Origin of the sequence: Hymenobacter nivis (assembly GCF_003149515.1) — a bacterium.
In the GTDB taxonomy this organism is placed as follows: domain Bacteria; phylum Bacteroidota; class Bacteroidia; order Cytophagales; family Hymenobacteraceae; genus Hymenobacter; species Hymenobacter nivis.
In genome coordinates, this window is record NZ_CP029145.1 from 2,548,190 (window position 1) to 2,573,555 (window position 25,366).

The following is a 25,366-nucleotide window of genomic DNA, read 5'->3' on the forward strand; positions in this document are numbered from 1 at the left end:
GCCCCAACCCGCTTTCCACGCCCCGCCCCCGCCATGTCGCAGCACAAAGAAATCAAGCTCGTCACCACCCACCAGATGCTGGCCATGAAGCAGCGCGGAGAGAAAATCTCCATGCTCACGGCCTACGACTACTCAATGGGCCAGATTCTGGACGGGGCCGGCATCGACGTGCTGCTCGTGGGCGACTCGGCCTCCAACGTGATGGCCGGCCACGAAACCACCCTGCCCATCACCCTCGACCAGATGATTTACCACGCCCAGAGCGTGGTGCGCGGCGTAAAGCGCGCCTTCGTGGTCGTCGATTTGCCGTTTGGCTCCTACCAGGGCAACAGCTCGGAGGCCCTGCGCTCGGCCATCCGCATCATGAAGGAAGGCGGCGGCCACGGCGTGAAGCTCGAAGGCGGCGCCGAAATCAAGGATTCCATCACCCGCATCCTCACCGCTGGCATCCCCGTCATGGGCCACCTCGGCCTCACGCCCCAAAGCATCTACAAGTTCGGCACCTACTCGGTGCGCGCCAAGGAAGACGACGAGGCCCAGAAGCTGCTCGAAGATGCCCGCCTGCTCCAGGAAATCGGCTGCTTCGCGCTGGTGCTCGAAAAAATCCCCGCCGCCCTGGCCAAGCGCGTGGCCGAGGAGCTGACCATCCCCGTCATCGGCATCGGCGCGGGCCCCGACGTGGACGGCCAGGTGCTGGTGGTGCACGACCTCCTGGGCATCACCAAGGAGTTCCAGCCCCGCTTCCTGCGCCGCTACGCCGAGCTGCACGATGTGATGACCGAAGCCGTGCAGCACTACATCGCCGATGTGAAGAGCCGCGACTTCCCCAGCAAGGAGGAAGGCTACTAGCCCGTTGAATAGCGTAGCGGCGCGGGTGCGTACCTTCGCCCTAGCAAAAGCAAAAGCGGGGTATCCGATTGGTGTGGTCTGACGATGTGCGGTGGCCCCCGGGGCCCTAGCCTGCTTGCGCCGCTACTTCCCATTTTCCGCCCGCATTCGCCGCGTGAACCGTCCCAACATTTGGTCCGAAGGCAGAGAAATTCTGTTTGAAGACAACCACCTCCTCGTCATCAACAAGCCCGCCGGCCTGCTCGTGCAGGGCGACGCCACCGGCGACGAGCCCCTTTCCAAAAAAGCCGCCGAGTACCTGAAATTCAAGTACAAGAAGCCCGGCGAGGCTTTTGTGGGCGTGTGCCACCGCATCGACCGGCCCGTGAGCGGCATCGTGGTGCTGGCCAAAACCAGCAAGGCCCTGAGCCGCCTGAACGAGATGTTCCGCGACTCGCTGATGACCAAAACCTACTGGGCCCTCACCGGCAGGCCGCCTGTACCCGAAAGCGGCACGCTGGTGCACTGGCTGGTGAAGGACACGATTCGCAACGTGACCAAGGCCTACCCCGAAAAGCACACCCAGGGCCTACGCTCCGAGCTGCGCTACGAGCTGCTGGGCCCCGCCGCCAACCGCTTTCTGCTGAAAATAAACCCCGTCACGGGCCGCCCCCACCAGATTCGGACGCAGCTGGCCACCGGCCTGGGCACGCCCATCATCGGCGACGTGAAGTACGGCTACATTGCCCCGCTGCCCGACGTGAGCATTGCCCTGCACGCCCGCCAGCTCCAGCTCCAGCACCCCGTCACGAAAGAAGCCATGACCTTCGTGGCGCCCCTGCCCGACGCCCCGCACTGGGACCCGGCCCGCGAGCTATTCTGCTAAAGCTTACCCCCGCACCGAGCCCCGTTCAGGGCCCCGCGGCGGGCATCGCAAACGGTTATTGCTGAATAACCTTTGTTAATAATAACCGCGTTTTGTGCAAGATTTGGGGGTTTTTACCCCTGGGAAGTCCAAGCCGGGGCCCTAGCCGTAATTTTGTAGCGAAGCCGCTGAACCAACCGCCGGGTATTTTACTTGTGCGGGCAATTCACGCTCCCAACACCTATGGCCATCCTCGTTTTCTTCGTTGCCCATTACTACTTATCGCTGTTCACGCAAACGTTCTACCTGCACCGCTACGCGGCGCACAAGATGTTTACAATGAATAAGTTCTGGGAGAAATTCTTCTTCCTGTTCACCTACATCTGCCAGGGCAGCAGCTTCCTCTCACCGCGGGCCTATGCCCTGCTGCACCGCATGCACCACGCCTACTCCGACACGGCGCTGGACCCGCATTCGCCGCACTTCTCGAACAACGCGTTCGACATGATGTGGAAAACCAAGAACATCTATAACGACGTGGTGCACAACAAGCACGAGGAAGCCAAACGCTTCGATGGCGACATTCCGGAGTGGAAGTCGCTGGAGGCGTTCGGCGGCACGGTGTACTCGCGCCTGGGCTGGGGCACGGCCTACGCGCTGTTCTACATCAACTTCGCCACGGCGTGGTGGCAGTACCTGCTCCTCCCGATTCACTTCCTGATGGGCCCCATCCACGGCGCCATCGTGAACTGGGGCGGCCACAAGTATGGCTACCAGAACTTCGACAACCACGACAAGAGCAAGAACACCCTGGCCCTGGACTTCCTGGCCTTCGGCGAGCTGTTCCAAAACAACCACCACAAGCTGCCGATGCGCGTGAACTTCGGCGTGAAGTGGTGGGAGCTGGACCCCACCTACTCGGTCATCTGGACTCTGGACAAGGCCCGCATTATCAAAATCAAGCGCAAAAACGTGCAGCCCAAGCAGCGCACCAAGAAAATGGCCGTTTCGGCATAGTTTGCTTGCTGACAGTGAAAAGAGAGGGTCCTTTCTGCGGAAGGGGCCCTCTCTTTTTGCATCTGGGACCCCGGCCCTGCTTCTGCCATACCAGCACGCCGTTATTCATTGGGCATGAGTGGGCGCGGGTTGGGTTGGGGCCCTCACTACTGCCACCGCGCAGCAGCCAGCCGGCGGCCAGCAAAGAGTTACGCATTCAGGAAAGGGAAAGAAAAACCAGCGCGGGGCCTATAATGCCCAACCCCTGCTGACTTCGACGTTTTCCGCTTTGCCCAGCCGTAGGAAACGTATTTATTATTAAATAGCCCCACAGCTTGTCGCCCTTTCGTACGTACCTTTGCGGGCCCAAATAATTTTCAACCAAACGCACGAGTTGCGTTGCACAACCCCCAAGGTTTATGGCAGTTAAAATCCGCCTCGCCCGCCGTGGCCGTAAAAAAGCCGCGACTTACGACATCGTAGTAGCCGACGCCCGCTCGCCCCGCGACGGCCGTTTCATCGAGAAACTCGGTACCTACAACCCCAACACCAACCCCGCTACCATCAACTACGACGCCGACCGCGCGTTTTACTGGATGATGACCGGCGCCCAGCCCACCGATACGGTGCGCGCCATGCTCTCGTACCGCGGCGTGCTCTACCGCCGCCACCTGCAGCTGGGTGTCGACAAAGGCGCCCTCACCCAGGACGTGGCCGACCAGCGCTTCGCTGATTGGAAAACCGATAAGGACACCCGCATCGAAGGTAAGCGCACCGGCTTAGTAGACGCCAAATCGGACGCCCGCACCGCTGCCCTGGCCGCCGAAACCAAGGTGAAAGAGGCCCGCAGTGAAGCCCAGCGCCAGAAGCAAGCCGCCGCCCTGGCCGCTGCTGCCCCGGCCCCGGCTCCCGCCGCCGAAACCGAGACGACCGAAACCGCCGAGGTATCGGCCGAGGACGCCGCGTAGTTTTTGCCGCTTAGCGACTGAAAAGTCCGGCAGTTGTTGTCCGCCCGGGCAGCGGCTGCCGGATTCTTTTTTCACCCCCTTTTTCGCCCGCCATGCTTTTCGACGAAACTTATCAGCTCGGCAAAATCATCAAGCCCCACGGCCTGCGCGGCTTCGTGGCCGCCGACTTTGACGTGGACGACACCACTGCCTACCAAAAGCTCAAAACCGTGTACCTGGCCCTGCCCGGGGCCCCCACCAAGCTCGTGGCCCACGCTGTGGAGAAGGTGCAGCCCCAGTCCGGTACCCGCGTGCTGCTCAAGCTCCAGGGTATCGAGCGCATCGAGGAGGCCGAGCCGCTGCGCAACGCCACGCTGCACCTGCCCCTAGAGGCCCTGCCCGCCCTCGACGACGACCAGTTTTACTACCACGACGTCATCGGCTTCACCGTCATCGACGAAGCACTGGGCGAGTTGGGCGTAGTCGAGAACTTCTACGAGCTGCCCCAGCAAGATATGCTGGCCATGCGCTACCAGGACCACGAGGTGCTGGTGCCCGTGGTGGACGCAATCGTGCTGCGAGCCGACATGACTGCCCGCCAGGTATTTGTGCGCCTACCCGATGGCTTGCTCGACATTTACCTCGCCCCCACGACCCGCCAGCAGGACGAGGCCGACGAACCCGTCTAGCCCCGGGGCCCCACGATGCGCATCGACATCATCACCTGCCAGCCCGAGCTGCTGGCCAGCCCCTTCGCTCACTCCATTGTGAAGCGGGCCCAGGACAAGGGCCTGGCCGAAATCTACGTGCATGACCTGCGCCAGCACGCCATCAACAAGCACGGGCAGATTGACGACTACGTGTTTGGCGGCGGGGCCGGCATGGTGCTGCGCGTGGAGCCCATTGCGGCCTGGCTGGACGAGCTGCTGGCCCAGCGGGCCTACGACGCCGTGATTTACCTCACGCCTGACGGCGAAACCCTGCGCCAGCCGCTGGCCAACCGCCTCTCGCTGCTCACCAACGTCATCCTGCTCTGCGGCCACTACAAGGGTATCGACGAGCGCCTGCGGGCCGCCTACATCACCCACGAAATCAGCGTGGGCGACTACGTGCTGAGCGGCGGCGAGCTGGGGGCCGCCGTGCTGGTCGATGCTGTGGTGCGGCTGCTGCCCGGCGTGCTGGGCAACGAAGAGTCAGCCTTATCGGACTCTTTTCAGGACGATTTGCTGGCCCCGCCCGTGTACACGCGACCGGCCGAGTGGCGCGGCCAGGCAGTGCCCGCCATCCTGCTATCGGGCAACACACCGCTCATTGAAGAGTGGCGCCACGCCCAGGCCCTGGCCCGCACCCAGGCCCGCCGGCCCGATTTATTGAATGGTTTTGAGGAAAAATAGGGCCCCGGCCCCGGTTTTTCAGCAGATAACACCTTATCTATCCGCCTCTTCTGCCACGCATTTGCTATCGTGCGCCAAAATCCATATCTTTGCGCTCCGTTTCGTAAAATCAATCCGGGCCGGCGGCGCCGTCCCTTCGCAATTTCTTTCGCCATGAGCGTACTACTCGACTTTATTAATGCCGAAGCGCAGGAGCGCCGCGCCAGCTTCCCGCTCTTCGCCGCCGGCGACACCGTGAACGTGCACGTAAAAATCCGCGAGGGCAACAAGGAGCGCATCCAGCAGTTCCAGGGCGTGGTGCTCCAGCGCCGCAACCCAAGCTCGAACGGCGAAACCTTCACCGTGCGCAAGATCTCAAACCAGATCGGTACCGAGCGGATTTTCCCCCTGCTCTCGCCCAACATCGACAAAATTGAGGTGATCCGCCGCGGCAAGGTGCGCCGCGCCCGCCTGTTCTACCTGCGTGGCCTCTCGGGCAAGCAAGCCCGCATCAAAGAGCGTCGCTTGAACGCTCCCAAGCCCGCGGCCGCCGCTTAAGGCGTTCTCGACTGCCAAGCCGGCCTTCTCTTCGCGGAGAAGGCCGGTTTTGTTTATGCCCGGCGCGGCCGATCCAGAACTAGGGGCCCCGCGTGACAAGCTAGGGGCCCCGCATGATAAGCAAGAAGGCCAGCTCCTGTATGAGAGCTAGCCTTCTTGCTTGTCACGCGGGGCCCGAGAGCCTAGTTATTGCTGGCCGAATCGGCTTGCAGGTCGCTGGCAGGGGTGCTCTTGTCGCTGTCCTGCACTTGCTTGGCGGCGGCAGTCAAGGCATCGCCCAGCTTCTCTACGCGGGGCTGGGTGTTGCCGTCGGCAAATACGGCCGCCTGGCTGGTATTCTTGCCGAGGCGTGCCAGCAGCTTGCTAATGGTATCCTTGTCGTAGCTACCGCTGCCGAAGTGGGCCTTTAGCTCCTGCAGGTCCACGATCAGCTGGTGCAGCTGGGGGTTGTTGACGGCCTTCAGGTCTTCAATCCAGCGTTGCAGGTGGTTGTCGAGGCCGGCGCGGCTGGCTTCTTCCACCAAGTCTTGCGACAAGATGTTTACGGTGCCGTCGAGGTGGTTCTGGTGCTGAACTTCGGTCTTTTCCATGGGTACTGAATCGTATGTAAAACGTCTGATCCAAACGCAGAAACGCCGCTCAGGGTTGGCCGAGGCCAAAAAAAGGGCCCCGCCAGCAGCTGGCGGGGCCCCGGCGGGGCGGGGCTGGCGGGGGCCCTACTCAATCTTGTTCATGCGGTCCTTCACCGAATCCAGCGACAGGCGCATATTCACAATGTCGGCCCGGGCCGATTCCTGCTCTTTCAGGTTGGCGTCGACCAAGTTGTTGTATTGCAGCAACTCAGCCGCATTCTGGGCCAGCTGCTGCTGAATTTCCAGCTTGCGGACCTTGTTTTTGTCCACGTCTTTCTTGATAACCTCAACCTTGGCGATGATGGCCGCGTGACTGTTCTGCGACTGCACCAAGGACTTCTCCGCCTCCGCAATCTGCGCTACCACGTCTTCGCGGTACATGCCGCGGGCAAAGTCCTTGAGGTATTTTTCGGCTGCTTTCCACTGCGCCGGGGTAGTTTCGCGGCCCAGGTAGGCGTTGCCCAAGTCAATGCTCCACCACACGGTGGTGCCCGTCGGGATGCCGTCGACCTTGGAAATAACGCGCACCGGTGTGGGAGAAACGTCGTCAACCACCACGCCATCGAGCTTGATGACGCCTTTGACGTTCTTCACCTTGCCAGGATATTTATCGCCGAGGTATTTAAGCCACGCGGCCTCCACGCGGCGGTTGTCGAGCTGGATGGAGACGCGCTGACCTTTGCGTGGAATGCCGTCGATGGTGTTGTCGGTTTCGTCCACCGGCGAGCGTTGCGCCAGGGCTCCAAAAGAAACCAGGCACGCAAACAGGAAGAAAAGTAAGCGTTGGGTCATGGGAATAAATATTAGAAAAAGCTAAAAAGATAGGATTGAAAGCGCGTAAAGAATACGGGAATGGTTTTTCATTTCAAATTTATGCCTATTCCGTGAGCCCACACTATAAAGTACCAAAAATTTAGCTTAAAAATGTATTTTTATTAGATAATTTAAATTTACTCGTCCTTCCATCATAGAATTACTCGTGCAAAACCGGGCCCGTTGGGCAGCATTCAATACCCGCCCGGCTGCCGAACAAAATTCGTGAAGGTCCGGTTAAGTGTGACTATGTCCGTAACCGTCTGCCGCGTCGAACACTTTAATGCCGCCCACCGCCTCCACAACCCCGCCTGGGACGACGCCCAGAACCAGCGCGTGTTCGGGCCTTGCAACAACCCCAACTACCACGGCCACAACTACAACCTGGTGGTACGCCTCACCGGCGCTGTGGACCCCGATACGGGCTACGTGTACGACATGAAGCGGCTGAGTGACCTTATCAAGCGCGAGGTGCTCGACCGCTACGACCACCGCAACCTCAACCTGGACGTGGAGGAGTTCCGCACCCTGAACCCCACGGCCGAGCACATCGCCGTGGCCATCTGGCAACGCCTGCGCCCGCACCTGGCGGCCGAGCTGGCGCTGTCGGTCACGCTCCATGAGACGGAGCGCAACTTTGTTGAATACCATGGATAATGACTCCGGGGCCCGCCCCGCCCCCGACGCGCACCTGCCCGCTGGCCTGCGCACCCCTTTGCGGCCCGACGCCTTTGACGCGTCGGACGAAACCAAGATTACGGCCATCGCGGGCCACTTCGCGGCCATCATGCGGGAGCTAGGCCTCGACCTAACCGATGACAGCCTGGCTGGCACCCCGCGCCGGGTGGCCAAAATGTACGTGCAGGAGTGGTTCCGGGGCCTCAACCCCGCCCACCGGCCCGACGTGAAGCTGTTTGAGAACCGCTACCAGTACCACCAGCTGCTGGTGGAGCGCGACATTACGCTGTTTTCGTGCTGCGAGCACCACTTCGTGCCCATCATGGGCAAGGCCCACGTGGCCTACCTGCCGGCCGACAACGTGGTGGGCCTCAGCAAGCTCAACCGCGTGGTGCAGCACTACGCCCGCCGCCCGCAGGTGCAGGAGCGCCTCACCCGCCAGATTACTGCGGAGCTGCAGCAGAGTCTGGGCACGCCCGACGTGGCCGTGCTCATCGAGGCCGACCACCTGTGCGTGATGAGCCGCGGCGTGAACGACACCAGCAGCTCGACGCTCACCAGCGAGTACGGCGGCCGCTTTGCCACCGACGCGGCGCTGCGCACCGAGTTTCTGCGGCAAATCGGGAAGTAGGTGGGTGGAGAGCTGGAAGTTAAATTGTTGCCCGTTCCGACGGAGTAGCGCGTATAGATATTGAGCTTGCGCTTGGCAGCTTTCATTATCGCAATACACCCAACAATTTGCTGTTCATCCCTTAAATCATTCCATTACTATGAAAGTCCTCATCACCGGCGGCACGGGCCTCGTGGGCACCCGCCTGTCCCAATTGCTCACCGAGGCCGGCCACGAAGTGGCCCTGCTCAGCCGCGAGGCCAACAACGTGGGGCCCTACAAAACGTTCGTGTGGGCCCCTAGCGCAGGCACCATCGATCCGGCCGCCGTACCCTTTGCCGACGCGGTGGTGAACCTGGCCGGGGCCAACGTGGGCGAAGGCCGCTGGACCGAAGCCCGCAAAAAAGAGCTTGCGGCCAGCCGCCTCGACAGCCTGGCCCTACTGCACCGCGAGCTGGCTAAGCCCGGCCACCACGTGCAAGCCGTCCTCTCAGCGTCGGCCATCGGCTACTACGGCAACACCGGCGACCAATTGGATACCGAGAGTACGCCCCCGGCGCACGATTTCCTGGCCGAGCTGACCCAGCGCTGGGAGCAAGCCGCCGCTCCCATCGCGGCGCTGGACATCCGGCTCGTCACGCCGCGCATCGGCGTAGTGCTCAGCACCAAAGGTGGGGCCCTGGTGCCACTGGCCGCCACCGTTAAGCGGGGCTTGGGGGCCCCCCTGGGTACCGGCCAGCAGTACCTGTCCTGGATTCACCTCGATGACCTGTGCCACCTTTTCATGGCCATACTGGCCGACGATGCCTGGCAGGGCCCCTACAACGCTGTGGCCCCCTACCCCGCTACCAACGAGGCCTTTACCGAAGTGCTGGCCGAAGTGCTGCACCGCCCGCTGCTGCTGCCCAAAGTACCCGGCTTCGCCCTCAAGCTGCTGCTAGGCGAGCAGAGCGAAATCGTGCTGGCCGGCCAGCGCGTGAGCGCCGAAAAGGTGATGGCACAGGGGTTTGAATTTGATTACCCGGTGCTGCGCGGGGCCCTGAAGAAGCTGTATTCCAGCTAGTATCGGTTTATGAACAGTAGGTTTTTACCCGTTTTACTGTTTTATACAGCCATTTTCGGGGCGCGGGGCCAAACTGCGAAAATGCGTTCATTACCAGAATTGATTAATGAGCAAGACCCGGGCTGGACGCTGGTTAGCAAATGGATTGCGGAGGCAAAGAATCCCGTTCAGATCCTTCCAAAAACAGCATCCAGGGCCGATAGTGCATTGCTGGCAGCTCAAGTTACCATGAGGTCGCCCTTGGGGGCTATCATCTACGAGACAGGTGGTGTGCTTATCGATAATGGCTGGCTGCGGATTCTTGGGTCTGGGTCACCAAGCCTTAACAGGGATATTATGGGCTGGAATACCGGCAAAAACGATGGTTTTCTACTTGTAGCCGACGACGCAGTCGGTGGTTTTTTTGCTATCAACGCGGGCGCATTTGGATCAGAGTCCATAGGAAAAGTTTTTTATCTTTCCCCTGATAACTTGGAATGGGAGCCAACTGATAAATCTTATTCGGATTTCCTAATCTTCTGCTTTTCTGGTAACCTCGAGAAATTCTACCTAGACGCGCGCTGGAAGGATTGGGCCAAAGATGTAAGGCAGTTAAGTGGAATGCAGGGAATAGCCTGTTACCCGTACTTATTCACGAAAGAAGGAGGCGACATTGATAAGGTTACCCGCAAAACGGTACCAATTGCTGAACTTTGGACGTTTCAAAACCAAATGCGTCAGCAACTTAATATTCATTAGTTAGCGCACGCTATCCGGCGGGCCGCCGGCGCCATTCATGCGCTCCAGCAGGTTGTCGGCGGCGATGGTATCCACGGCGGCTTCGCGGCGGCGGGGCTCGCTGGGCGATACGCAGGTGTACTTTTTGTTGATTTTGACCGTGGGAGCGGGGAAGTGGCCGTAGTCGTAGCCTAGGGATTTGTCCTGGTAAATCTTCTCCATGTACTTGCCGAAGATGGGCAGGGCCGTGCGGCCGCCCTCCCCCTGCTGCGAGCCCACGAAGTGGATGCTGCGATCTTCGCCGCCCACCCACACGCCGGTTACGAGGTCTTTGGTGAGGCCCATGTACCAGCCGTCGGAGTAGTTGGAGGTGGTGCCGGTTTTGCCACCAATTTGATTGTCCTTGTGCCAGAGGTCGTAGTCCCACAGGGCCTGCGAGGTGCCGCCGGGCTCCTCCATGCCGCCGCGCAGCATATAGGTCATCAGCCAGGCCGTTTCGGGCGAAATGGCGCGGCGTTGCACGGGATCGAACTGCTGGATGACGTTGCCGTGGCGGTCCTCGATGCGGGTGATGAGGCGGGGCGTGGAGCGAAACCCCGTGTTCATGAACGTGCTGTAGGCGTTCACCATCTCGTACACGCTCACATCGCCGGCCGAGCCCAGGCCAATGCTCGGCACCGGTAGCAACGGGCTGGTAATGCCCACCTTGCGGGCGTACACCGCTACTTTGTCCCAGCCCACCAGCTCCGTCAGCTGGGCTGTGACGGAGTTGACGGAGCGGGCCATGGCGTGGCGCAGCGTCATGTTGAGGCCCGTGTACTCGCGGGTCACATTGTCGGGCTGCCACTCCATGGGCTTGCCGTTTTCGACGTACTTAATGGTCACGCGCTGGTCCCGGATGCGGTCGCAGGGCGAGTAGCCGTTGTCGAGGGCCGTGAGGTACACGAAGGGCTTGAAGGTGGAGCCGGCCTGGCGGCGGCCCTGCTTCACGTGGTCGTACTGAAAAAAGCGGTAGTCCAGCCCCCCCACCCAGGCCTTGATAGAGCCCGTGTAGGGGTCCATCGTCATCATGCCGGCCTGCAAAAAGTGCTTGTAATAGGCCAGCGAATCGAGCGACGACATCACCAGCGTAGTGTCGCCGTCGTCGTGCTTCCAGGTGAACACCTTCATGGGGCGCTTCAGGTTCAGGGCCGCCTCAATCTGGGCCTGGTTGCCGTGGTAGCGGTTATGGAGGGTTTTATAAACCTCGGTGCGCTTGATTTGGGTATTGATGAAGTCGGGGATTTCCTCACCTTTTTCGTCCACCCAAGGGTTTTGGCCGCGGTTGCGCCAGAAGTTGTCGAAGCTACTCTGCAAGGCCTTCATGCGCTCGTGCAAGGCCACTTCGGCATGGTTTTGCATCCGCGAGTCGAGGGTGGTGTAGATGCGCAGGCCGTCGCGGTACAGGTCCAGGTCGTGGTCGTCGCACCACTTGGTAACGAGCTGGCCAATAGCCCCGCGGAAGTAGTTGTCGGGCCCGTCGATGTGGCGCTCCACGTGGTAGTCCAGCGCCACGGGCTGGGCTTGCAGGGGCCCTACCTCGCTGGCTTTCAGAATACCGGCCTGGCCCATGCGCTCCAGCACCACGTTGCGGCGGCGGCGGGCGGCTTCGGGGTGGAAGCGCGGGTTGTAGGCCGTGGGGTTGTTCAGCACGCCCACCAGCATGGCCGCCTGCACGACCGAGAGGCTGTCGGGCGAGGTATTGAAGTACGTTTTGGCCGCCACCTTGATGCCGTAGGCGTTCGAGCCGTACTCCACCGTGTTCAGGTACATGCGCAGGATTTCCTGCTTCGTGTAGCGGCGCTCCAACTCCACGGCCGTCAGCCACTCCTTGGTTTTGCTGATGAGCGTGCTCAGGCCGGGCACGTGGCCGAGGCCGCCGCGGGTTTCGCCGCGCCGGGTTTTGTACAAGTTTTTGGCCAGCTGCTGAGTGAGGGTCGAGCCGCCGCGCTTTTCGCCGCGCACGGCCGCCGCCAGGGCCCCCAGCAGGGCTGGCCCGTCGATGCCGGCGTGCTCGTAGAAGCGCACGTCTTCCGTCGCCACCAGGGCCTTGATGAGCACCGGCGAAATCTTACTCAGCGGCACCGGCGAGCGGTTTTCGCGAAAGTACCTGCCCATCAGCACCCCGTCGGAAGTGAACAATTCGGAGGCCTGCTCCACCTTGGGGCTTTCCAGCTCGGCCAAGCTCGGCGACTTCCCAAACAGGAACAAAAAGTTGGTGCTGACCAGGATAGGATATACTAGAAAGAGCACCAAGCTCAGCCCGAACAGCGCCCAGGCCCACCGCACCAGGCGGCGCGGCCAGCGGCCGGAAGGGATGGGCACGCGCGCCGGCGACGCGGATGGAATTGGCGGGGAAGGAACGGCCATGCAGGAACGCAGGTGGAGGGCGAGGCCAGGGCCCCGCCACGCAGAAGTGCAAATATACCGCGGGCCAGGCCGGGGCCCTACGCCAGGCGCTGGCCCGGACCAGCGGGGGCCGCCGGCCGGCGGCGGCGCGGCCAGCGCCAGGTCAGCTCGGCCAATGCTAGCAGGCTAAGGGCGATGCCCAGGCAGTGGCTGAGGTGCAGGCGTCGGGCTGGCAGCGGGGCCCCCAGGTCGTGGTAGAGTAGCACGGCCCACAGCTCGTCGGCCAGCGTGAGCACCCAAGCGGCCAGGGCCAGCACGCGGCTGGCCCGCCCGCCCGCCAGGTACAGGTGCAGCAGATACAACCCCAGCCCGGGCAAGGCCGACACCAGCACCAGCGGGGCCTCCAGGGCCAGCGGCAGCACCAGCAGCAGGAAGCTCAGGGTTTCCTTGGCGGCCTGGGCGGCGGCCAGCGCCCGGCCTAGGCGCGAGAGTTTGGGCGGGGCGGGCAGCGAAAGCGGAGGGAGCATAAGCGGCGGCGAGGCACAGTCGGCCCCGGCCCCAAGATAGGGCCCCCGCCGGCTTAGTGGCGCCGCAGCGGCATGCGGCCGTCCTGGCAGCGCCAGACCAACAGCATCAGCAGGGTCCCTTTGAGTGAGTCGGGCACCAGGTTGTCGGGCTTGCCGAACACGACGCAGATGCCCACGCCAATGCCAATCCACCAGGCCCCCAGCAGGTAACACAGGGCCGCAAAGTGCGGCCGCCGCAGGCCGGGCGTAGCCGCCCGGTCGCGCCACGAGAGCAAAAATTCAAAAGTAGTCAGGTCGCCCAGGCAGGCAGGCAAATTATTTGATTGTCATCTAATTAATAAAGCTAGTTCGGAAGAGTGTGCTAAGCTACTGCCCGTGGGCGAGGCGTAGTTTTGGACATGGATTATCTGACCCTTCGGGAGCGGCCTCGGCAGTTGTTAGCCCTGACCAGTCTGCGGCCGGCCGAGTTTGACGACTTGTTGACCGACTTCGCCCCAGCCTGGGAGTGCCACCACCATTACCACACCCTGGAGGGGGCCAAACGGGCATTCCCCGCCCACCAGGAGCGGGCCAATGCCGTGCTGGCGGGCAGCGACACGAAGCTCTTTTTTCTGCTCACCTACCTCAAAAGCAACGCCTTGCAGCAGCACCAGGCCGCCAGCTTCGGCATTTCGCAAGCCCGCGTCAGCCAGTTGGCCACCGCCCTGCTGGGCGTACTCAACCACGTGCTGGCCCGGCGCGGGCTGTTGCCTGTGCGCGACGGCGGCGGGTTAGCCCAGCGCCTGGCTAACCACCCGGAGCCGGTCTTTGCCTACGACGGGGTCGAGCGGGGCGTACCACGCAACTGCGACCGCGAGGCGCAAGCCGAGGCATACAGCGCTAAAAAAAAGCGCACCGCGTGAAAAACATGACCTTGTGCGATTCCACGCAGTACGTGCATTTTCTCTCCGCCACGGAAAATGGGCGGGTACATGACAAAAAATTGGCCGACGAGTACGCCTTGTACTTGCCGGCGGGCTGCGTGTTGCGGCAGGATTTGGGGCTGCTGGGCCACGCCCCAGCCGGGGTCACGGTGGGGATGCCGCACAAAAAGCCGCCAAAACGGGAACTGACGTTTTCGCAAAAGATTTATAATCAGCTGCTGAGTCCGTTGCGAATCGTTATCGAACACGCCCACCGTGGCATCAAACGCTTGCACATGGTGCAGGGTACGCTGCGGTTGCGGGGCGAATGGATGCGCTATACAGTGATGGTCGTGGCCTGTGGCCTGCACAACCTGCGCGTCCGCAGCCCGCATCGGGCCTTCTCGCACCCGTAAAATTCGCCAACCACTCCGAATAAGCTCTAAAGTAAAAGGACAAAAAGAAACGTGCGGGTCAGGCACGGATGCAGCGGCCGGCGGACCAGGAAATTTCGTTTGCGGGCTCAGAGCGGTTTCCGAGCAACTGTATTTAGTTAAAAGTGAAGAGTTAAAAAACAGTCTAAAAGGGTTTTAACTCTTCACTTTTAACTCGCTTAGAACACGTACATTAACTGAAAAACAGCTTTGGGCCAGGGCCCCAGGCGACGACCTGCTAGTCGGGGCGCAACAGCTTCTCCAGAACCTCCAAATGCTGCTGGAAGGCGGCGCGGCCCTCGGCGGTGGCGGTGTAGGTAGTGTTGGGCTTCTTGCCGATGAACTGCTTGCTGATCAGCACGTAGCCCGCTTTTTCGAGGGCCGCTACGTGGCTGGCGAGGTTGCCGTCGGTGAGACCGAGCACTTCTTTTAAGTCGTTGAAGCTCACGGCATCGGTGGCCAGGAGCACGGCCATAACGCCCAGCCGCACGCGGTGGTCAAACGCTTTGTTGAGGGTGTGGATGAGGTGCTTCACCGGCCCAATACGGATGCGGCGGGGGCCCCGGCAGGGCCGGCGGGCCACTCGTAGCGCTGGTACATCCGCAGGCCGTAGCCGATGAGGTGCTTCACCGGCCCAATACGGATGCGGCGGGGGCCCCGGCAGGGCCGGCGGGCCACTCGTAGCGCTGGTACATCCGCAGGCCGTAGCCGATGTGGCCCAGCCCGATGCCCAGCCCGAAAAACACCACGCCCCAGCCCGGCAGCAGCATAGCTACCAGCCCCAGCCCAAGCTGCCTGAGCCCCAGCCAGCGGATTTCATCAAAGGTGTACTTGCTGGCGTTCAGCAGCGCCAAGCCGTAGAACACGAGCAGGCCGGGCACCACCAGGCCCGCGTCGCCGCCCAGGTACAGGCGCAGGCAAAACAGCCCGCCCGCCCCCAGCGGCAGGGCCAGCGCCACCAGCAACCGCCGCGTCAGGCTGTTCCACAGCGGCTGGCCGGGGCCCTGCCGCTGCGTGAAGAACCAGGCCACGAGCAGCGCTGCCGCTACCATCGCGGCCGCCAGCAGCAGCAGAAACGACAGCGCCGCCTGCCGCTCTTCGGCAGTGCTCGCCAGCAGGTGCTGGTAGCCGCTGGCGCCGTACTCGCTGGGATAGTAGGCCTGCAAGTAGAAATGGCCAGCCGCCGTGCCCAGCAGCGCCACCACGCCCGCCCCCACCCCGCTCAGGCCGGAGAGCGATAAAAAGCGCAAGCTGCGCTCCATGATGGCGCGGATTTCGGTGAGCTGGACAAGAGAGTAGGTCTGCATATCACGAAGTTCTTTGTGACGCAAAGCTAATACTCATTTATTGTTTCCGAGTATCATTGCAAAAAAAATTGGGTGCCGGTTTACCCCGATTTAGCTCGCAGGTACCTGTGGCTTTCTTTGCGCAACGGCTTGGTAATGCTGCTGCTGTCCACCACATTGATAGGCGCGCTGGTTTATTTTATACTCCAATCCCAAACCCCAGCATTAGTCTTCTCGCCCCTAAAGTTACCCTCCGGGTTGAGCGGGCCATGGCCAATCTGGTTGACATCGTGGGAACGTTCTGGTTGGGTACTTTTTTCTTCGGGGCCCTCTTCGTAGAGGTGTTGGCCGCGCTGTTTGGCCTGCTGCGGCTGTAGCCCATGCACTGGCTGCTGCGAATTTGCCTGGCCGAGTCCACAAATCCCAACGTAGAACTTGGCCTGACGGGTACCTTATTGCTTTTCGAAAGTCCGCTGCTAAGTAGGCCGAAGGAATTAGTTTGATGCCAGCAACAAAAGCATAGGATTTTGCGCGTTAGTGAGCCTGCCCTTTCTAGCAAGTTGCTCTGGGCTACCCGGCAGTTGCTAAAGGCCACGCGGCTGGAGGCAACAGAGTAATCCCGCTACAAACTCACCCCGATGCCGGGCCCCAGCAAAAAGAACCATTGGCCGGCCGACAGCTTATAGCCCCCGCCCAGGTAGAGCGGAAACGAGAGGCGCCCCGTGTGCAGCGGCGTCACCGATCCCAGCACCACCACCCCCAGGTCGCGCCCTGTAGCTTCCGCTGATAGGTTGAAGGCGTTCAGGGCCACGAAGCCCGCCCCTATTTTATAGGGCCGCAGGTGGTTGATGCGTCCGGGCGAGTAGAAGCTGAGCTGCGCCAGCGTAGCAATGCTGATGCCGCTGAAACTACCGTAGCCGGATTCGTTCTGGTTTTTGGTGAGCAGACCGGCCGGAAAACTGACGTCGATGTCGAAGCTAGTGCGGCGGCTCAGCACCAAATCCACCACCTGGGTGTAGCCGGGCTCGCCGTACTGGCTGGCATTATGCTTGATGGTGACGGTGATACGCGCCCAATCGTCGAGGTCATAGGTTTTGCGGCTCAGCAGCGTGTTCAGGCTGAATGGCCCGCTCTGGCACTGCTTGTCCTGGTAATAGGCGGCGCGGGGCGACGGGTCGGAGGGGCAAATTACCAAGTTATCGACGGTTTTTTGGTCGAGCAGGTTGTTTTTGGCGTCCACCACGCGCACATCCAGCGTCAGGTACTGCTTGCCGTAGAGCGTCGTAGCCCCGTCGATGGCGGCGGTGTTGAAGGAGAACACCACGTCGGGGATGCTGTGCTGGTAGAGCACTGGCCCGTTGAGGCGGGTAACGGGCAGGGGCCCCTCACCGTAGCTTACGCTCACGAAGTTGAGCGGGTGCGGGCGCTGGGCCTCGCGCACCGTCAGCACGAAGCCCGTGGGGTTGACCCCTTCCAGGATGGCCAGGCGGCGGCGCACCACGTTCAGGGGTACCTGCATGCGGTATATCAGTGAGTTATCGGAACGCACCGACGAGTCTGAGGGTATCGAAAGCAGGTCTTCGACGTGGAAACGGCCCTTGAGCAGCGACTCGCCTTCGAGGCGCACATCCACAATTTCGCCGGGGCCCACAGCCAGGTTCTGGGTCCAGTCGCCGCCGCGGTGCAGCACGCTTACGGCCGTGATGCGGGGCCGCGGCGCAATGTCGAAGTTGGTGATGTAGCGGGCCACGTCGCCCTCCTTGATATAGAGGTAGCCCGCCGTTTGGCGGTGGGGGTTAAAGACGCGCAGCTGACATAGCACGCGGTTGTTGGTAAGGTAGTTGCGGGTGTATATCTCGGCCACCAGGGCCCCGCCGGGGTCTTGCTGGGCTTCCAGCCGGTAGGTGCGATGCAGGTCGAAAGACTGGCCGTCGTCCAAAATCAACTCCGTGCCCTGCAAGCGCCCGGCCTCGTCGAAGGCAATGTCCTTGCGGTCCACGCTCAGGAATCGCAAGCGGCTGGCTTTCACCACAAAGTCCTGGCGCAGCGGCGGGTACGCGTACGTCAGCTTGCCGTCGGGGCCCAGGCGCGGGCGCTCGGCCAGCAGGTTCAGCACCAGCGAGTGGAGGCCCGGGTCGTTGGGCAAAAGGTGCAGGCGCAGGCCGGGGCCCTCGCGGGTGATTTTGTAGTCGATGTCCTGGCCGCGCGTCCAAGTGTTGGTCACGCGCACGTTGGCGGAGTTGTCGGTGCTGAGGTCGATGACGCGTTCCTCGCCCACGAACAGCTCGGCGTTGGGCACTCGCAGGCCGAGGCTGCTGCGGGTGAGGGGCAGCAGGCTCACAACTTGCTGCTGGCGCACGGGCCGCCCCGCCGAGTCGGCGGTGGCCACGAACACCAGCTGCACAAAGGGCGTGGCCGTGAGGTTACGGAAGCGCACGGTGCCGCGGTAGCTGCCGTCGGCGGCGCGCACCAGCGAGTCTTGCAGCTTAAAATTGGCTGAGGGCAGCAGGCGCAGGCCCTGCACGGGGCCCGTGGGCGTGGCGCGCAGCTCGGCGGCCTGGTCATCAGTGCGGTAATAGAAGTACAGCCGCGGCTCGCCGGCCACCGTCAGCTGCTGGGCCGGCAGGGCGTAGCGGGTCGTATCGAGGGTGAGGGTAACGCCCCGCACCAGGGGCCCCGGCGCGGCGGCCTGGCCGCAGGCCGGGCCGGCCAGGGCCACTCCCAAGCCCAACAGCAACACTGCCCAAAGAAGAGATAAACGCATAGATCCAACTAAAAACTTAGTGCGACCAAAAGTAAGCGCCCCCCCGGGCTGTTAACATGAAAACGGTACTTTTAGGCGTTTATTCTAATCGCGCCGTGCCCCAGTCCTACGATGTTGCCATTCTTGGCGCCGGCCCGGCCGGCACGGCCTGCGCCCTGGCCCTGCGCGGGGCCGGCCTGCGGGTGGCGCTACTGGACAAGGCCCGGTTTCCGCGCGATAAAATTTGCGGCGATGCCATCCCCGGCCCCGCCCTGAAGGCCCTGCGCCAGCTCGACCCCGCCTATGCCACCGAGCTGCTGGCCGGCCTGCACCCCAAGGCCGAAACCCGCACCAGCCGCGTGGTGGCCCCCAACGGCCGCGGCCTGGGCGTGCGCTGGCACCTGCCCACCTTCAACAGCCCGCGCCTGCACTTTGACGCCGCCCTGCTGGCCCTGGTGCGCCGCCACACGGCCACCGACGTCCTCGAAAACTTCACCGTCAAAACCATCGCCGGGGCCCCCGACGCGGTAACGCTGACCGCCCCCGACGGCCAGCAGCTGCGCGCGGCGATACTCATTGCCTGCGACGGGGCCAACTCCGTGGCCGCCCGCCAGCTCGCCCACCGCCAAATCGACCGGGCCCACCACTGCGCCGCCGTGCGCGCCTACTACACCGGCGTGGCCGGCGCCGACGGCCGCACCACCGAGTTTTTCTTCCTGAAAAAGTACCCCGCCGGTTACCTCTGGGTGTTTCCGGTGGGCGGCGGCGTGTACAATGTGGGCTTCGGGATGCTATCAAAAGACATTGCCACCCAGGGCGTTGACCTGAAGAAAACGTTGCTGGAACTACTCGGCACGCACCCGCAGCTGGCCCCGCGCTTCGCGGGGGCCCAGTCGCTGGGCCCCGTTGCGGGCTTCGGGTTGCCGCTGGGCACTGGCCGGCCGGCCCACGCCCTGGCCGGCCCGCGCTGGCTGCTATGCGGCGACGCGGCTTCGCTCATCGACCCGTTGCAGGGCCACGGCATCGACACAGCCGTGCGCAGCGGCATTCTGGCCGCTGCCCAGGCGGTGATGTGCTTTGAAGCACAGGATTTCAGCGCCACCTTCACGCAGCAATACGCCCGCGCCGTGCAGGCCCGCCTGGGGCCCCAGCTGGCGCGCAGCTACCGCATCATGCGGTTTCTGGGCAACAAGCCGTGGTTGGTAAACGCTGGCGTGCGCCTGGCCCAGGTACCGCCCATCGGCCGCTGGCTGCAACGGCTGGTGGGCTGATTTTGGTTGTCAGTTGTTCGTTGGCAGGATTTAGAGCCCCCAGGCTATCTCTCTCCCGCAGTAGCAAATCAATCGTTCAACGAAGCAGTAGCGGCACTTCACTACGTTCAGCACGACTGCCTGGGGCCCCCAAATCTTGCCAACGAACAACTACCAACGAACAACTGACAACTTGTACCTCCATGCGCCTACGGCTTCGGTTATTCGAATTTGAGGATCTATCCTGGTTCCCGGCCGTGGTGCGGGCCGGGATGATGGACTATTTGCGGTTCATGATTACCGCCCTGGGCACCTACCGGCCCATTGTGCCGCTGCTGGCCGAGGCCCTGCGCCGCACCGGCCAAACCCACCTGCTGGAGCTGGGCGCCGGCGCCGGCGGCGGCACCGAAACCGTGCTGGCAGCCCTGCGCGCCCAGGGCCACCCCGCCGCCACCATCACCCTGACGGACCTCTACCCCCAGCCCGCCGCCTGGGCCGACATCAGCCGGCGCACGGCCGGCGCCATTTCAGCCGAGCCGGGGCCCGTGGATGCGCTGGCCGTACCCGAGCACCTGCCGGGGCTGCGGGTTATTTTTTCGGCGTTTCACCACTTCCCGCCCACCGCGGCCGTGGCCCTGTTGCGCGACGCCGTACGGGCCGGCACCGGCATCGGCGTGTTTGAGGGCGCGGGCAAACACTGGGGCGAGCTGCTGCTAGCCGGCACCGCGCTGCCCGTGGCCCAGCTGCTGCTGACGCCATTTTTCCGGCCCTTCCGGTTCAGCCGCCTGGTGTTCACCTACTTGGTGCCCATCATCCCGCTCTGCACCATCTGGGACGGGGCCGTGTCGTTGCTGCGTATGTACTCGCCTGCTGAGCTGCTGGCCCTGGCCAGCCTGGCCGACCCCGCCGGCTGCTACCACTGGCAAACTGGCAAAAAAAGCCACTGGTGGGGCCCCCAGGTCACGTACCTGGTGGGCTGGCCGGCCGCCGCGTAGCAGCCGTCACTCAACGGTGGAACATGATGGCTTTTCCCACTCGCAAGCCGTTGGGGGCCGCACAGGCGGGTTGTTCTCACCACCTTTGCCCACCTGCGTGCTCAATAAACGCTGGCTATTCAATGTTGACTGCTTACCGAAAAGCGCTGCCGCTGCTGCGCATCCCGTTTTCACTGTACCTGATGCCCGTGTTCTGGTTCGGGCTCAGCGCGTTACGGGGGCCCTGGAGCGGGGCGCGGGCCGCGGGCGTGTTCGTGGTACTGCACCTGCTGGCCTACCCGGCGTCGAACGGCTACAATTCCTATTACGACAAGGACGAGGACAGCATCGGCGGCCTGAAAACCCCGCCCAAGGTCACGCCCGAGTTGCTGCACCTGGTGAGGCTGTTCGACCTGCTGGCGGTGGTAGGGGCGGCGCTGATTTCGGCCACTTTCGCGGTGCTGGTGGTGGTGTACCTGCTGGTTTCCAAGGCCTACAGCTACGACGGCATCCGCCTGAAAAAGTACCCGCTGCTGAGCACGGCTGTGGTGGTGGTGTTTCAGGGCGCGTTCACGTTTTTGATGACGCAGGTGGGCGCCGGGGCCCTGCCGGCCCAGCTTTTTGAGAAAACCAACCTGCTGCTGGCCGTCGTCAGCACGCTGTTTTTATGCGGCTCCTACCCGCTCACCCAAGTGTACCAGCACGCCGAGGACGGCCGCCGCGGCGACCGCACCCTGAGCCTGCGGCTGGGCATCCGGGGCACGTTTGGGTTTGCGGCAGTGGGGCTGCTGGCCGGCGCCGGGGCCCTGGCGCTCACCTACTGGCTGCGGGGCGAGCCGCGCAATATCCTGATATTTTTGGTGGCCACGGGGCCCGTAGTGGCGCTGTTTGGGCGCTGGGCCTGGCTGGCCTGGCACGATGCGGCCCACGCCAACTTCGCCTGGACAATGCGCATGAACCAGGTATCATCGCTCTGCCTGAGCGCCGCATTTATCGCCATGCTGCTCTGGCGCTGAGGCCGGCCGGGCCCCGGCCGCGGCAACGCGCGGGGGCCCCAGCTGCGTATTAAGCACCTATCTACCAATTCCTTTCCAGCTCCATGCGCCTTTACCCATTCCTCGTGCTGCCGCTGCTGGCTGCCTGCAACACTGCCCCTACGGCCACCACCGAAACCGCGGCGCCGCCCGCTGCCCAGCCTACCCCCCCTCCCGCCGCGCCCACCGCCGGGGCCCTGCCCCCGCCCGATACGGCCCGCACCAAAGCTGTTTCGGCCCTCGGCGACACACTGCGCGTGGTGCGGCAGCAGCACAATTTCAGCCGTTCCGAGGGCCCGGCCGATGCGTTTCGGCTGGTATTTCGGGGCCCCTCGGTGCTCAAGGGCACCGCTGAATTCACGATTACCGACCCCAGCGGCCAGGTTATTTTCCGCGAAGTGCTAACCGAGCCCGACCTCGAAGCAGCCCTGGTGTACGAAATGAAAACCCCCACCGCCACGCCCGCCGAGCGCGCGGCCTACGTGCTGCGCCGCATCGACCAGTTTTTCCAGCCCGCGCAGTTCCAAACGCCCGCCGTGGGGCCCCAGGCCACGTTCCCCAGCAATATTGAAAATCTCAACCAGGCTACCTGGGCCGACCTCAAGCGGCGCCCCGGCACCATCGGCTTCGACTACCTTAAAGGCAAGGAAGACCGCCAGCGCCTCGCCTGGTCGCCCCTAAAAAAGCAGACCATCCGCGTGCGCTAAGGCTATTTAGCAGTGACGAGGGCTACGCCAGCCGCCCCGCGGCTACCGTAGCGCGCCGCCGCCGAAGCCCCATCCAAGAACTCAAGCCGCCGTATTCTTTTGTGGGCCAGCAGCCGCCGCAATTCTGCCGGGGCCCCGGGCGCCACCAGCCGGCCATTCACCACGCATAGCAGCACGGCGGCGCGCGGCCGCGGATCAGCGGCTTCCGCCTGCCGGCATTTTTCTTCATACGCCTGCCGCTGCGCTGCCGAAAGCGGCAGGGTGCACACCGCCGGCTCCCAGCCCCGCACGCTGGCGTCGCAAACCACGCGCTGCTGCAAGGCCGCTACTTGCTGCTTTAGCGGCAGTTGTCGCACGTTGGCCACCCACGCCTGCGCGCTGGGATAGGTAGCCAATACCGGGCAGGCAGGAGCCGTTTGGGCCACGGCCGACCAGCCGGACAGGAGCAACAGCGCGAGAAAGGGCGTTTTCATGTGGCAGATTTAACGCCTAAAGAAAGCTGGTTTTTTGGTAGGCGCCAGCCAACTCCCTTGGGGCCCCGACGCAAAAAGCCACCGCTTTTGGCGGTGGCTTTCAGGTGCAAACGGAGCTTTTGCAGCCGGCGTTAGCCGTTCATCGAGAGCAGGAACTCGTGGTTGTCCTTAGTGCCTTTGATGCGGTCTTTCAGGAATTCCATGGCTTCGGTGGCGCTCATGTCGGTCATGAAGCGGCGCAGCACCCACACGCGCCCCAGCTCTTCCTTGCTCATCAGCAGGTCTTCGCGGCGGGTGCCGGAAGCCGGGATGTCGATGGCCGGGAATACGCGCTTGTTGGCCAGCTTGCGGTCCAACTGCAGTTCCATGTTGCCGGTGCCCTTGAATTCTTCGAAGATCACCTCGTCCATTTTCGAGCCTGTTTCGATCAGCGCCGTGGCGATGATGGTGAGCGAGCCGCCGCCTTCCACGTTGCGGGCCGCGCCGAAGAAGCGCTTGGGCTTTTGCAGGGCCCCGGCATCAATGCCGCCCGAGAGGATGCGCGAGCTGCTGGGCTGCACGGTGTTGTAGGCGCGCGCCAGGCGGGTGATGGAGTCGAGCAGAATCACCACGTCGTGGCCGCACTCCACGAGGCGCCGGGCCTTGTCGAGGGCCATTTCGGCAATTTTCACGTGGCGGTCGGCCGTTTCGTCGAAAGTCGAGCTGAGCACTTCGGCCTTCACGGTACGGGCCATGTCGGTCACTTCCTCCGGCCGCTCATCGATGAGCAAAATCATCAAATACACCTCCGGGTGGTTCTCCGAAATGGCGTTGGCAATTTCCTGAAGCAGCACCGTTTTACCGGTTTTGGGCTGGGCCACGATGAGGCCCCGCTGGCCCTTGCCAATCGGCGCAAACATATCGAGCACGCGGGTGCTGATTTGGCTCGGCTTGGTGCTCAGCTGCATCCGCTCATCGGCAAACAGCGGCGTGAGGTGGCTGAACGGCACCCGGTCGCGGACTTCCTCCACGGTGCGCCCGTTCATGCTGTCGATGCCCACCAAAGCAAAGTATTTCTCGCCTTCGCGCGGCGGCCGAATGGTAGCTACCACCGTGTCGCCGGGCTTTAGGGCAAACTGCTTCACCTGCTGCGGCGACACGTAAATGTCGTCCGGCGAGGTCAGGTAGTTGTAGAACGGCGAGCGCAGGAAGCCGTAGCCGCCGTCGGGCATCAGCTCAAACGTACCGTTGCCGGGCACCACCAGGTCGATTTCCTGGCGGGCAGGCCGCTGGTTTTGGTTTTGGCCCTGGTTTTGGCCCTGGTTTTGATTCGGGTTCTGGCCTTGGTTCGACTGGCCCTGGGGTTGGTCGGGGTTTTGGCCGTTGGCGCGCTGCTCGTCGCGGCGCTGCTGGCGTTGCTGGTCGCGCTGGGCCTGGCGCTCCTCGCGGGTCATGCGGGGCTGGTCCTGGCCGCTGCGGGGCTGATCTTGGCGGGCTTGGTCGTTGCGCGGTTGGTCCTGGCCCTGGCCGGTGCGGGGCTGGTCGCTGCGGGGCTGGTCGTTGCGGTACTCGCGGGGCTGGTCCTGGCTGCTGCGGGGCTGGTCTTGCCGGAAAGCGCGGGGCTGGTCGCGGTCGTTGCGGCGGTTGGCGTAGTCATCGGCGCCGTAGTCGCGCCGGGGGTTGTCGCGGGCAGGGCCCCCGGTGGGGCGGCCGGCATCGGCAGCCGAAGTTTCGGCGCTGGGCGCGGGCAGGGCCCCGTCGCCCTCGCTGCTTTCCACGGCTTCGCGGGCGGCGCGGGCCTGGTCGCGGACGGCCTGCACGGCTTGCTCAGCGGCGCGGTTCTCGCTGATGGGCCGGCCGTTGCGGCCCACCCGCTCGCGGCGGTGGCGCTCGGTAGGGGCCCCATCGGCCGCCGGGGCAGCTTCGGAACTTTCAGCAGCATTTTCGGCCGCAGGCTGCGCCGAAACGGGCGCAGTTTCAGCAGCTGGCGCCTCCTGGGTAGTTTCAGCAGCCGGTGCCTCCTGGGTAGCCGCGGCGGTGGGGGCAGCAGCAACCGTTTCGACTGGGATGGGGGCTATCTGCACGGCAGAGGGGCCCTCCGCGGCGGGCGGGGCCACATCGGAGAAGGGTTGCTCGGGCATTGTGGGCGCGACGCGGCGGCTGGTGCGAGCCACAGCAGGGGCCCCAGCGGCAGCAGCAGCGGCACGGGGGGCACGGGCCGGTTTGGCGGCGGGCGCAGCTTCAGCGGCCTCAGTGGCGGCTTCGGGGCCCGGTTGGGCGGCTTGCTGGTCCAGAATCTTGTAAATCAAATCCTGCTTGCTAAGCCGCTTGAAATTACCAACGTTGAGCTGCTCGGCAAGTTCTTTGAGGTCGGGCAGCAAACGGTCCTTCAACTCGTTGAGGGTGTGCATAGAAAAATTAGAGGGAGGGAATATCGGGGAGGGGCCGGCGGGCGGGCCTTGGAGCCGCCAAAGGCGCGCGGGCGGCAACGGGGCGTGTACGCCGCCGGCCGAAGAACCGCGTCAGCGCGGCACAACAACACTAATCGGATGGAGCAATACGAATGGGGGCAACCCGGCGCTACTTATG

At 63.2% G+C, this 25,366-nt stretch carries 27 protein-coding genes; 17 read left to right on the forward strand and 10 right to left on the reverse strand.

Annotation, left to right across the window (positions count from 1 at the left end; all coding sequences use genetic code 11):
• Positions 1-33 precede the first annotated feature (33 nt).
• The 7 genes from panB (at position 34) to rplS (ending at position 5,567) form a co-directional block, all read left to right on the forward strand.
• On the forward strand, positions 34-849 hold the full coding sequence (gene panB, locus DDQ68_RS11245; RefSeq protein WP_109656388.1) for a 3-methyl-2-oxobutanoate hydroxymethyltransferase: 816 nt from the start codon (positions 34-36) through the stop codon (positions 847-849).
• Between the two features lie 154 nt (positions 850-1,003).
• The gene (locus DDQ68_RS11250; RefSeq protein WP_109658406.1) at positions 1,004-1,714 is read left to right on the forward strand and encodes an RluA family pseudouridine synthase; all 711 of its coding nucleotides are present in this window, start codon (positions 1,004-1,006) and stop codon (positions 1,712-1,714) included.
• Positions 1,715-1,936: 222 nt separating this feature from the next.
• A complete protein-coding gene (locus DDQ68_RS11255) occupies positions 1,937-2,710 on the forward strand; it encodes an acyl-CoA desaturase (RefSeq protein ID WP_109656389.1) in 774 nt (257 codons plus the stop codon).
• Positions 2,711-3,108: 398 nt separating this feature from the next.
• The gene (locus tag DDQ68_RS11260) at positions 3,109-3,657 is read left to right on the forward strand and encodes a 30S ribosomal protein S16 (protein WP_109656390.1); all 549 of its coding nucleotides are present in this window, start codon (positions 3,109-3,111) and stop codon (positions 3,655-3,657) included.
• 92 nt (positions 3,658-3,749) lie between these two features.
• Positions 3,750-4,325 (forward strand): ribosome maturation factor RimM, encoded by a 576-nt coding sequence (rimM, locus tag DDQ68_RS11265; protein WP_109656391.1) that lies wholly within the window; start codon positions 3,750-3,752, stop codon positions 4,323-4,325.
• A gap of 15 nt (positions 4,326-4,340) precedes the next feature.
• On the forward strand, positions 4,341-5,030 hold the full coding sequence (gene trmD / locus DDQ68_RS11270; RefSeq protein WP_109656392.1) for a tRNA (guanosine(37)-N1)-methyltransferase TrmD: 690 nt from the start codon (positions 4,341-4,343) through the stop codon (positions 5,028-5,030).
• A 153-nt stretch (positions 5,031-5,183) separates the two neighbouring features.
• Entirely contained in the window at positions 5,184-5,567 is a 384-nt protein-coding gene (gene rplS, locus DDQ68_RS11275; RefSeq protein WP_109656393.1) for a 50S ribosomal protein L19, read from the forward strand.
• 182 nt (positions 5,568-5,749) lie between these two features.
• Here rplS and DDQ68_RS11280 read toward each other — a convergent pair whose 3' ends face one another.
• Entirely contained in the window at positions 5,750-6,157 is a 408-nt protein-coding gene (locus DDQ68_RS11280) for a hypothetical protein (protein WP_109656394.1), read from the reverse strand.
• A 126-nt stretch (positions 6,158-6,283) separates the two neighbouring features.
• Positions 6,284-6,991 (reverse strand): hypothetical protein, encoded by a 708-nt coding sequence (locus DDQ68_RS11285; protein WP_109656395.1) that lies wholly within the window; start codon positions 6,989-6,991, stop codon positions 6,284-6,286.
• Between the two features lie 270 nt (positions 6,992-7,261).
• Between DDQ68_RS11285 and DDQ68_RS11290 the strand changes: the two genes are divergently transcribed.
• The 4 genes from DDQ68_RS11290 (at position 7,262) to DDQ68_RS11305 (ending at position 10,101) form a co-directional block, all read left to right on the forward strand.
• On the forward strand, positions 7,262-7,669 hold the full coding sequence (locus DDQ68_RS11290; protein WP_109656396.1) for a 6-pyruvoyl trahydropterin synthase family protein: 408 nt from the start codon (positions 7,262-7,264) through the stop codon (positions 7,667-7,669).
• Complete coding sequence (folE, locus tag DDQ68_RS11295; protein WP_109656397.1) at positions 7,662-8,321, forward strand: GTP cyclohydrolase I FolE; 660 nt, start codon at positions 7,662-7,664, stop codon at positions 8,319-8,321. The genes DDQ68_RS11290 and folE overlap by 8 nt, the downstream gene beginning before the upstream one ends.
• A gap of 139 nt (positions 8,322-8,460) precedes the next feature.
• The gene (locus DDQ68_RS11300) at positions 8,461-9,363 is read left to right on the forward strand and encodes a TIGR01777 family oxidoreductase (protein WP_245897018.1); all 903 of its coding nucleotides are present in this window, start codon (positions 8,461-8,463) and stop codon (positions 9,361-9,363) included.
• A 9-nt stretch (positions 9,364-9,372) separates the two neighbouring features.
• Positions 9,373-10,101 carry a DUF2625 domain-containing protein gene (locus DDQ68_RS11305; protein ID WP_211320136.1) on the forward strand — a complete coding sequence of 243 codons (729 nt, stop codon included), beginning with the start codon at positions 9,373-9,375 and terminating at the stop codon, positions 10,099-10,101.
• Here DDQ68_RS11305 and DDQ68_RS11310 read toward each other — a convergent pair whose 3' ends face one another.
• The 3 genes from DDQ68_RS11310 to DDQ68_RS11320 all read right to left on the reverse strand — a co-directional run bounded on the left by DDQ68_RS11310 (position 10,102) and on the right by DDQ68_RS11320 (position 13,309).
• A complete protein-coding gene (locus DDQ68_RS11310) occupies positions 10,102-12,489 on the reverse strand; it encodes a transglycosylase domain-containing protein (RefSeq protein ID WP_109656400.1) in 2,388 nt (795 codons plus the stop codon). It lies immediately after the preceding gene.
• A gap of 77 nt (positions 12,490-12,566) precedes the next feature.
• Entirely contained in the window at positions 12,567-12,995 is a 429-nt protein-coding gene (locus DDQ68_RS11315) for a hypothetical protein (RefSeq protein ID WP_109656401.1), read from the reverse strand.
• A gap of 53 nt (positions 12,996-13,048) precedes the next feature.
• Positions 13,049-13,309, reverse strand: a complete 261-nt coding sequence (locus DDQ68_RS11320) for a hypothetical protein (protein ID WP_109656402.1) — start codon at positions 13,307-13,309, stop codon at positions 13,049-13,051.
• 84 nt (positions 13,310-13,393) lie between these two features.
• On the opposite strand from DDQ68_RS11320, the gene DDQ68_RS11325 reads away from it, so the two are divergent.
• Together DDQ68_RS11325 and DDQ68_RS11330 are read left to right on the forward strand one after the other, a co-directional pair.
• Positions 13,394-13,897: a transposase family protein gene (locus DDQ68_RS11325; RefSeq protein WP_109656403.1), complete on the forward strand. Its 504-nt coding sequence runs from the start codon at positions 13,394-13,396 to the stop codon at positions 13,895-13,897.
• A gap of 5 nt (positions 13,898-13,902) precedes the next feature.
• Complete coding sequence (locus DDQ68_RS11330; RefSeq protein WP_162550038.1) at positions 13,903-14,313, forward strand: transposase family protein; 411 nt, start codon at positions 13,903-13,905, stop codon at positions 14,311-14,313.
• Positions 14,314-14,569: 256 nt separating this feature from the next.
• On the opposite strand, the gene DDQ68_RS11335 is transcribed toward DDQ68_RS11330, so the two are convergent.
• The 3 genes from DDQ68_RS11335 to DDQ68_RS11345 all read right to left on the reverse strand — a co-directional run bounded on the left by DDQ68_RS11335 (position 14,570) and on the right by DDQ68_RS11345 (position 18,381).
• On the reverse strand, positions 14,570-14,866 hold the full coding sequence (locus DDQ68_RS11335; protein ID WP_109656405.1) for a winged helix-turn-helix domain-containing protein: 297 nt from the start codon (positions 14,864-14,866) through the stop codon (positions 14,570-14,572).
• Positions 14,867-14,957: 91 nt separating this feature from the next.
• Positions 14,958-15,638 carry a hypothetical protein gene (locus DDQ68_RS11340; RefSeq protein WP_109656406.1) on the reverse strand — a complete coding sequence of 227 codons (681 nt, stop codon included), beginning with the start codon at positions 15,636-15,638 and terminating at the stop codon, positions 14,958-14,960.
• Positions 15,639-16,239: 601 nt separating this feature from the next.
• Positions 16,240-18,381, reverse strand: a complete 2,142-nt coding sequence (locus DDQ68_RS11345; protein ID WP_162550039.1) for a hypothetical protein — start codon at positions 18,379-18,381, stop codon at positions 16,240-16,242.
• Positions 18,382-18,476: 95 nt separating this feature from the next.
• Between DDQ68_RS11345 and DDQ68_RS11350 the strand changes: the two genes are divergently transcribed.
• The 4 genes from DDQ68_RS11350 to DDQ68_RS11370 all read left to right on the forward strand — a co-directional run bounded on the left by DDQ68_RS11350 (position 18,477) and on the right by DDQ68_RS11370 (position 22,325).
• Positions 18,477-19,631: an NAD(P)/FAD-dependent oxidoreductase gene (locus tag DDQ68_RS11350; protein WP_162550040.1), complete on the forward strand. Its 1,155-nt coding sequence runs from the start codon at positions 18,477-18,479 to the stop codon at positions 19,629-19,631.
• A 182-nt stretch (positions 19,632-19,813) separates the two neighbouring features.
• Positions 19,814-20,605: a class I SAM-dependent methyltransferase gene (locus DDQ68_RS11355; protein WP_162550041.1), complete on the forward strand. Its 792-nt coding sequence runs from the start codon at positions 19,814-19,816 to the stop codon at positions 20,603-20,605.
• A gap of 122 nt (positions 20,606-20,727) precedes the next feature.
• Complete coding sequence (locus tag DDQ68_RS11360) at positions 20,728-21,600, forward strand: UbiA family prenyltransferase (RefSeq protein WP_109656410.1); 873 nt, start codon at positions 20,728-20,730, stop codon at positions 21,598-21,600.
• Positions 21,601-21,683: 83 nt separating this feature from the next.
• Positions 21,684-22,325, forward strand: coding sequence for a hypothetical protein (locus DDQ68_RS11370; RefSeq protein WP_162550042.1), 642 nt, complete (start codon positions 21,684-21,686; stop codon positions 22,323-22,325).
• Between the two features lie 2 nt (positions 22,326-22,327).
• Here the strand turns inward: DDQ68_RS11370 and DDQ68_RS11375 are convergent, their stop codons facing one another.
• Entirely contained in the window at positions 22,328-22,798 is a 471-nt protein-coding gene (locus DDQ68_RS11375) for a hypothetical protein (RefSeq protein ID WP_109656412.1), read from the reverse strand.
• 131 nt (positions 22,799-22,929) lie between these two features.
• Positions 22,930-25,188, reverse strand: a complete 2,259-nt coding sequence (rho, locus tag DDQ68_RS11380; RefSeq protein ID WP_109656413.1) for a transcription termination factor Rho — start codon at positions 25,186-25,188, stop codon at positions 22,930-22,932.
• Positions 25,189-25,366: the final 178 nt, after the last annotated feature.

Bases quoted from the DNA above. Each gene is read 5' to 3' on its own strand.
- folE (WP_109656397.1), top strand. From the start codon at position 7,662: ATGGATAATGACTCCGGGGCCCGCCCCGCCCCCGACGCGCACCTGCCC.
- DDQ68_RS11355 (WP_162550041.1), top strand. From the start codon at position 19,814: ATGCGCCTACGGCTTCGGTTATTCGAATTTGAGGATCTATCCTGGTTC.
- DDQ68_RS11305 (WP_211320136.1), top strand. From the start codon at position 9,373: ATGAACAGTAGGTTTTTACCCGTTTTACTGTTTTATACAGCCATTTTC.
- panB (WP_109656388.1), top strand. From the start codon at position 34: ATGTCGCAGCACAAAGAAATCAAGCTCGTCACCACCCACCAGATGCTG.
- DDQ68_RS11345 (WP_162550039.1), bottom strand. From the start codon at position 18,381: ATGCGTTTATCTCTTCTTTGGGCAGTGTTGCTGTTGGGCTTGGGAGTG.
- rimM (WP_109656391.1), top strand. From the start codon at position 3,750: ATGCTTTTCGACGAAACTTATCAGCTCGGCAAAATCATCAAGCCCCAC.
- DDQ68_RS11285 (WP_109656395.1), bottom strand. From the start codon at position 6,991: ATGACCCAACGCTTACTTTTCTTCCTGTTTGCGTGCCTGGTTTCTTTT.
- DDQ68_RS11375 (WP_109656412.1), bottom strand. From the start codon at position 22,798: ATGAAAACGCCCTTTCTCGCGCTGTTGCTCCTGTCCGGCTGGTCGGCC.
- DDQ68_RS11260 (WP_109656390.1), top strand. From the start codon at position 3,109: ATGGCAGTTAAAATCCGCCTCGCCCGCCGTGGCCGTAAAAAAGCCGCG.
- DDQ68_RS11280 (WP_109656394.1), bottom strand. From the start codon at position 6,157: ATGGAAAAGACCGAAGTTCAGCACCAGAACCACCTCGACGGCACCGTA.
- rplS (WP_109656393.1), top strand. From the start codon at position 5,184: ATGAGCGTACTACTCGACTTTATTAATGCCGAAGCGCAGGAGCGCCGC.
- rho (WP_109656413.1), bottom strand. From the start codon at position 25,188: ATGCACACCCTCAACGAGTTGAAGGACCGTTTGCTGCCCGACCTCAAA.
- DDQ68_RS11300 (WP_245897018.1), top strand. From the start codon at position 8,461: ATGAAAGTCCTCATCACCGGCGGCACGGGCCTCGTGGGCACCCGCCTG.
- DDQ68_RS11315 (WP_109656401.1), bottom strand. From the start codon at position 12,995: ATGCTCCCTCCGCTTTCGCTGCCCGCCCCGCCCAAACTCTCGCGCCTA.
- DDQ68_RS11290 (WP_109656396.1), top strand. From the start codon at position 7,262: ATGTCCGTAACCGTCTGCCGCGTCGAACACTTTAATGCCGCCCACCGC.
- DDQ68_RS11325 (WP_109656403.1), top strand. From the start codon at position 13,394: ATGGATTATCTGACCCTTCGGGAGCGGCCTCGGCAGTTGTTAGCCCTG.
- DDQ68_RS11370 (WP_162550042.1), top strand. From the start codon at position 21,684: ATGCGCCTTTACCCATTCCTCGTGCTGCCGCTGCTGGCTGCCTGCAAC.
- DDQ68_RS11340 (WP_109656406.1), bottom strand. From the start codon at position 15,638: ATGCAGACCTACTCTCTTGTCCAGCTCACCGAAATCCGCGCCATCATG.
- DDQ68_RS11310 (WP_109656400.1), bottom strand. From the start codon at position 12,489: ATGGCCGTTCCTTCCCCGCCAATTCCATCCGCGTCGCCGGCGCGCGTG.
- trmD (WP_109656392.1), top strand. From the start codon at position 4,341: ATGCGCATCGACATCATCACCTGCCAGCCCGAGCTGCTGGCCAGCCCC.
- DDQ68_RS11360 (WP_109656410.1), top strand. From the start codon at position 20,728: ATGTTGACTGCTTACCGAAAAGCGCTGCCGCTGCTGCGCATCCCGTTT.
- DDQ68_RS11255 (WP_109656389.1), top strand. From the start codon at position 1,937: ATGGCCATCCTCGTTTTCTTCGTTGCCCATTACTACTTATCGCTGTTC.
- DDQ68_RS11330 (WP_162550038.1), top strand. From the start codon at position 13,903: ATGACCTTGTGCGATTCCACGCAGTACGTGCATTTTCTCTCCGCCACG.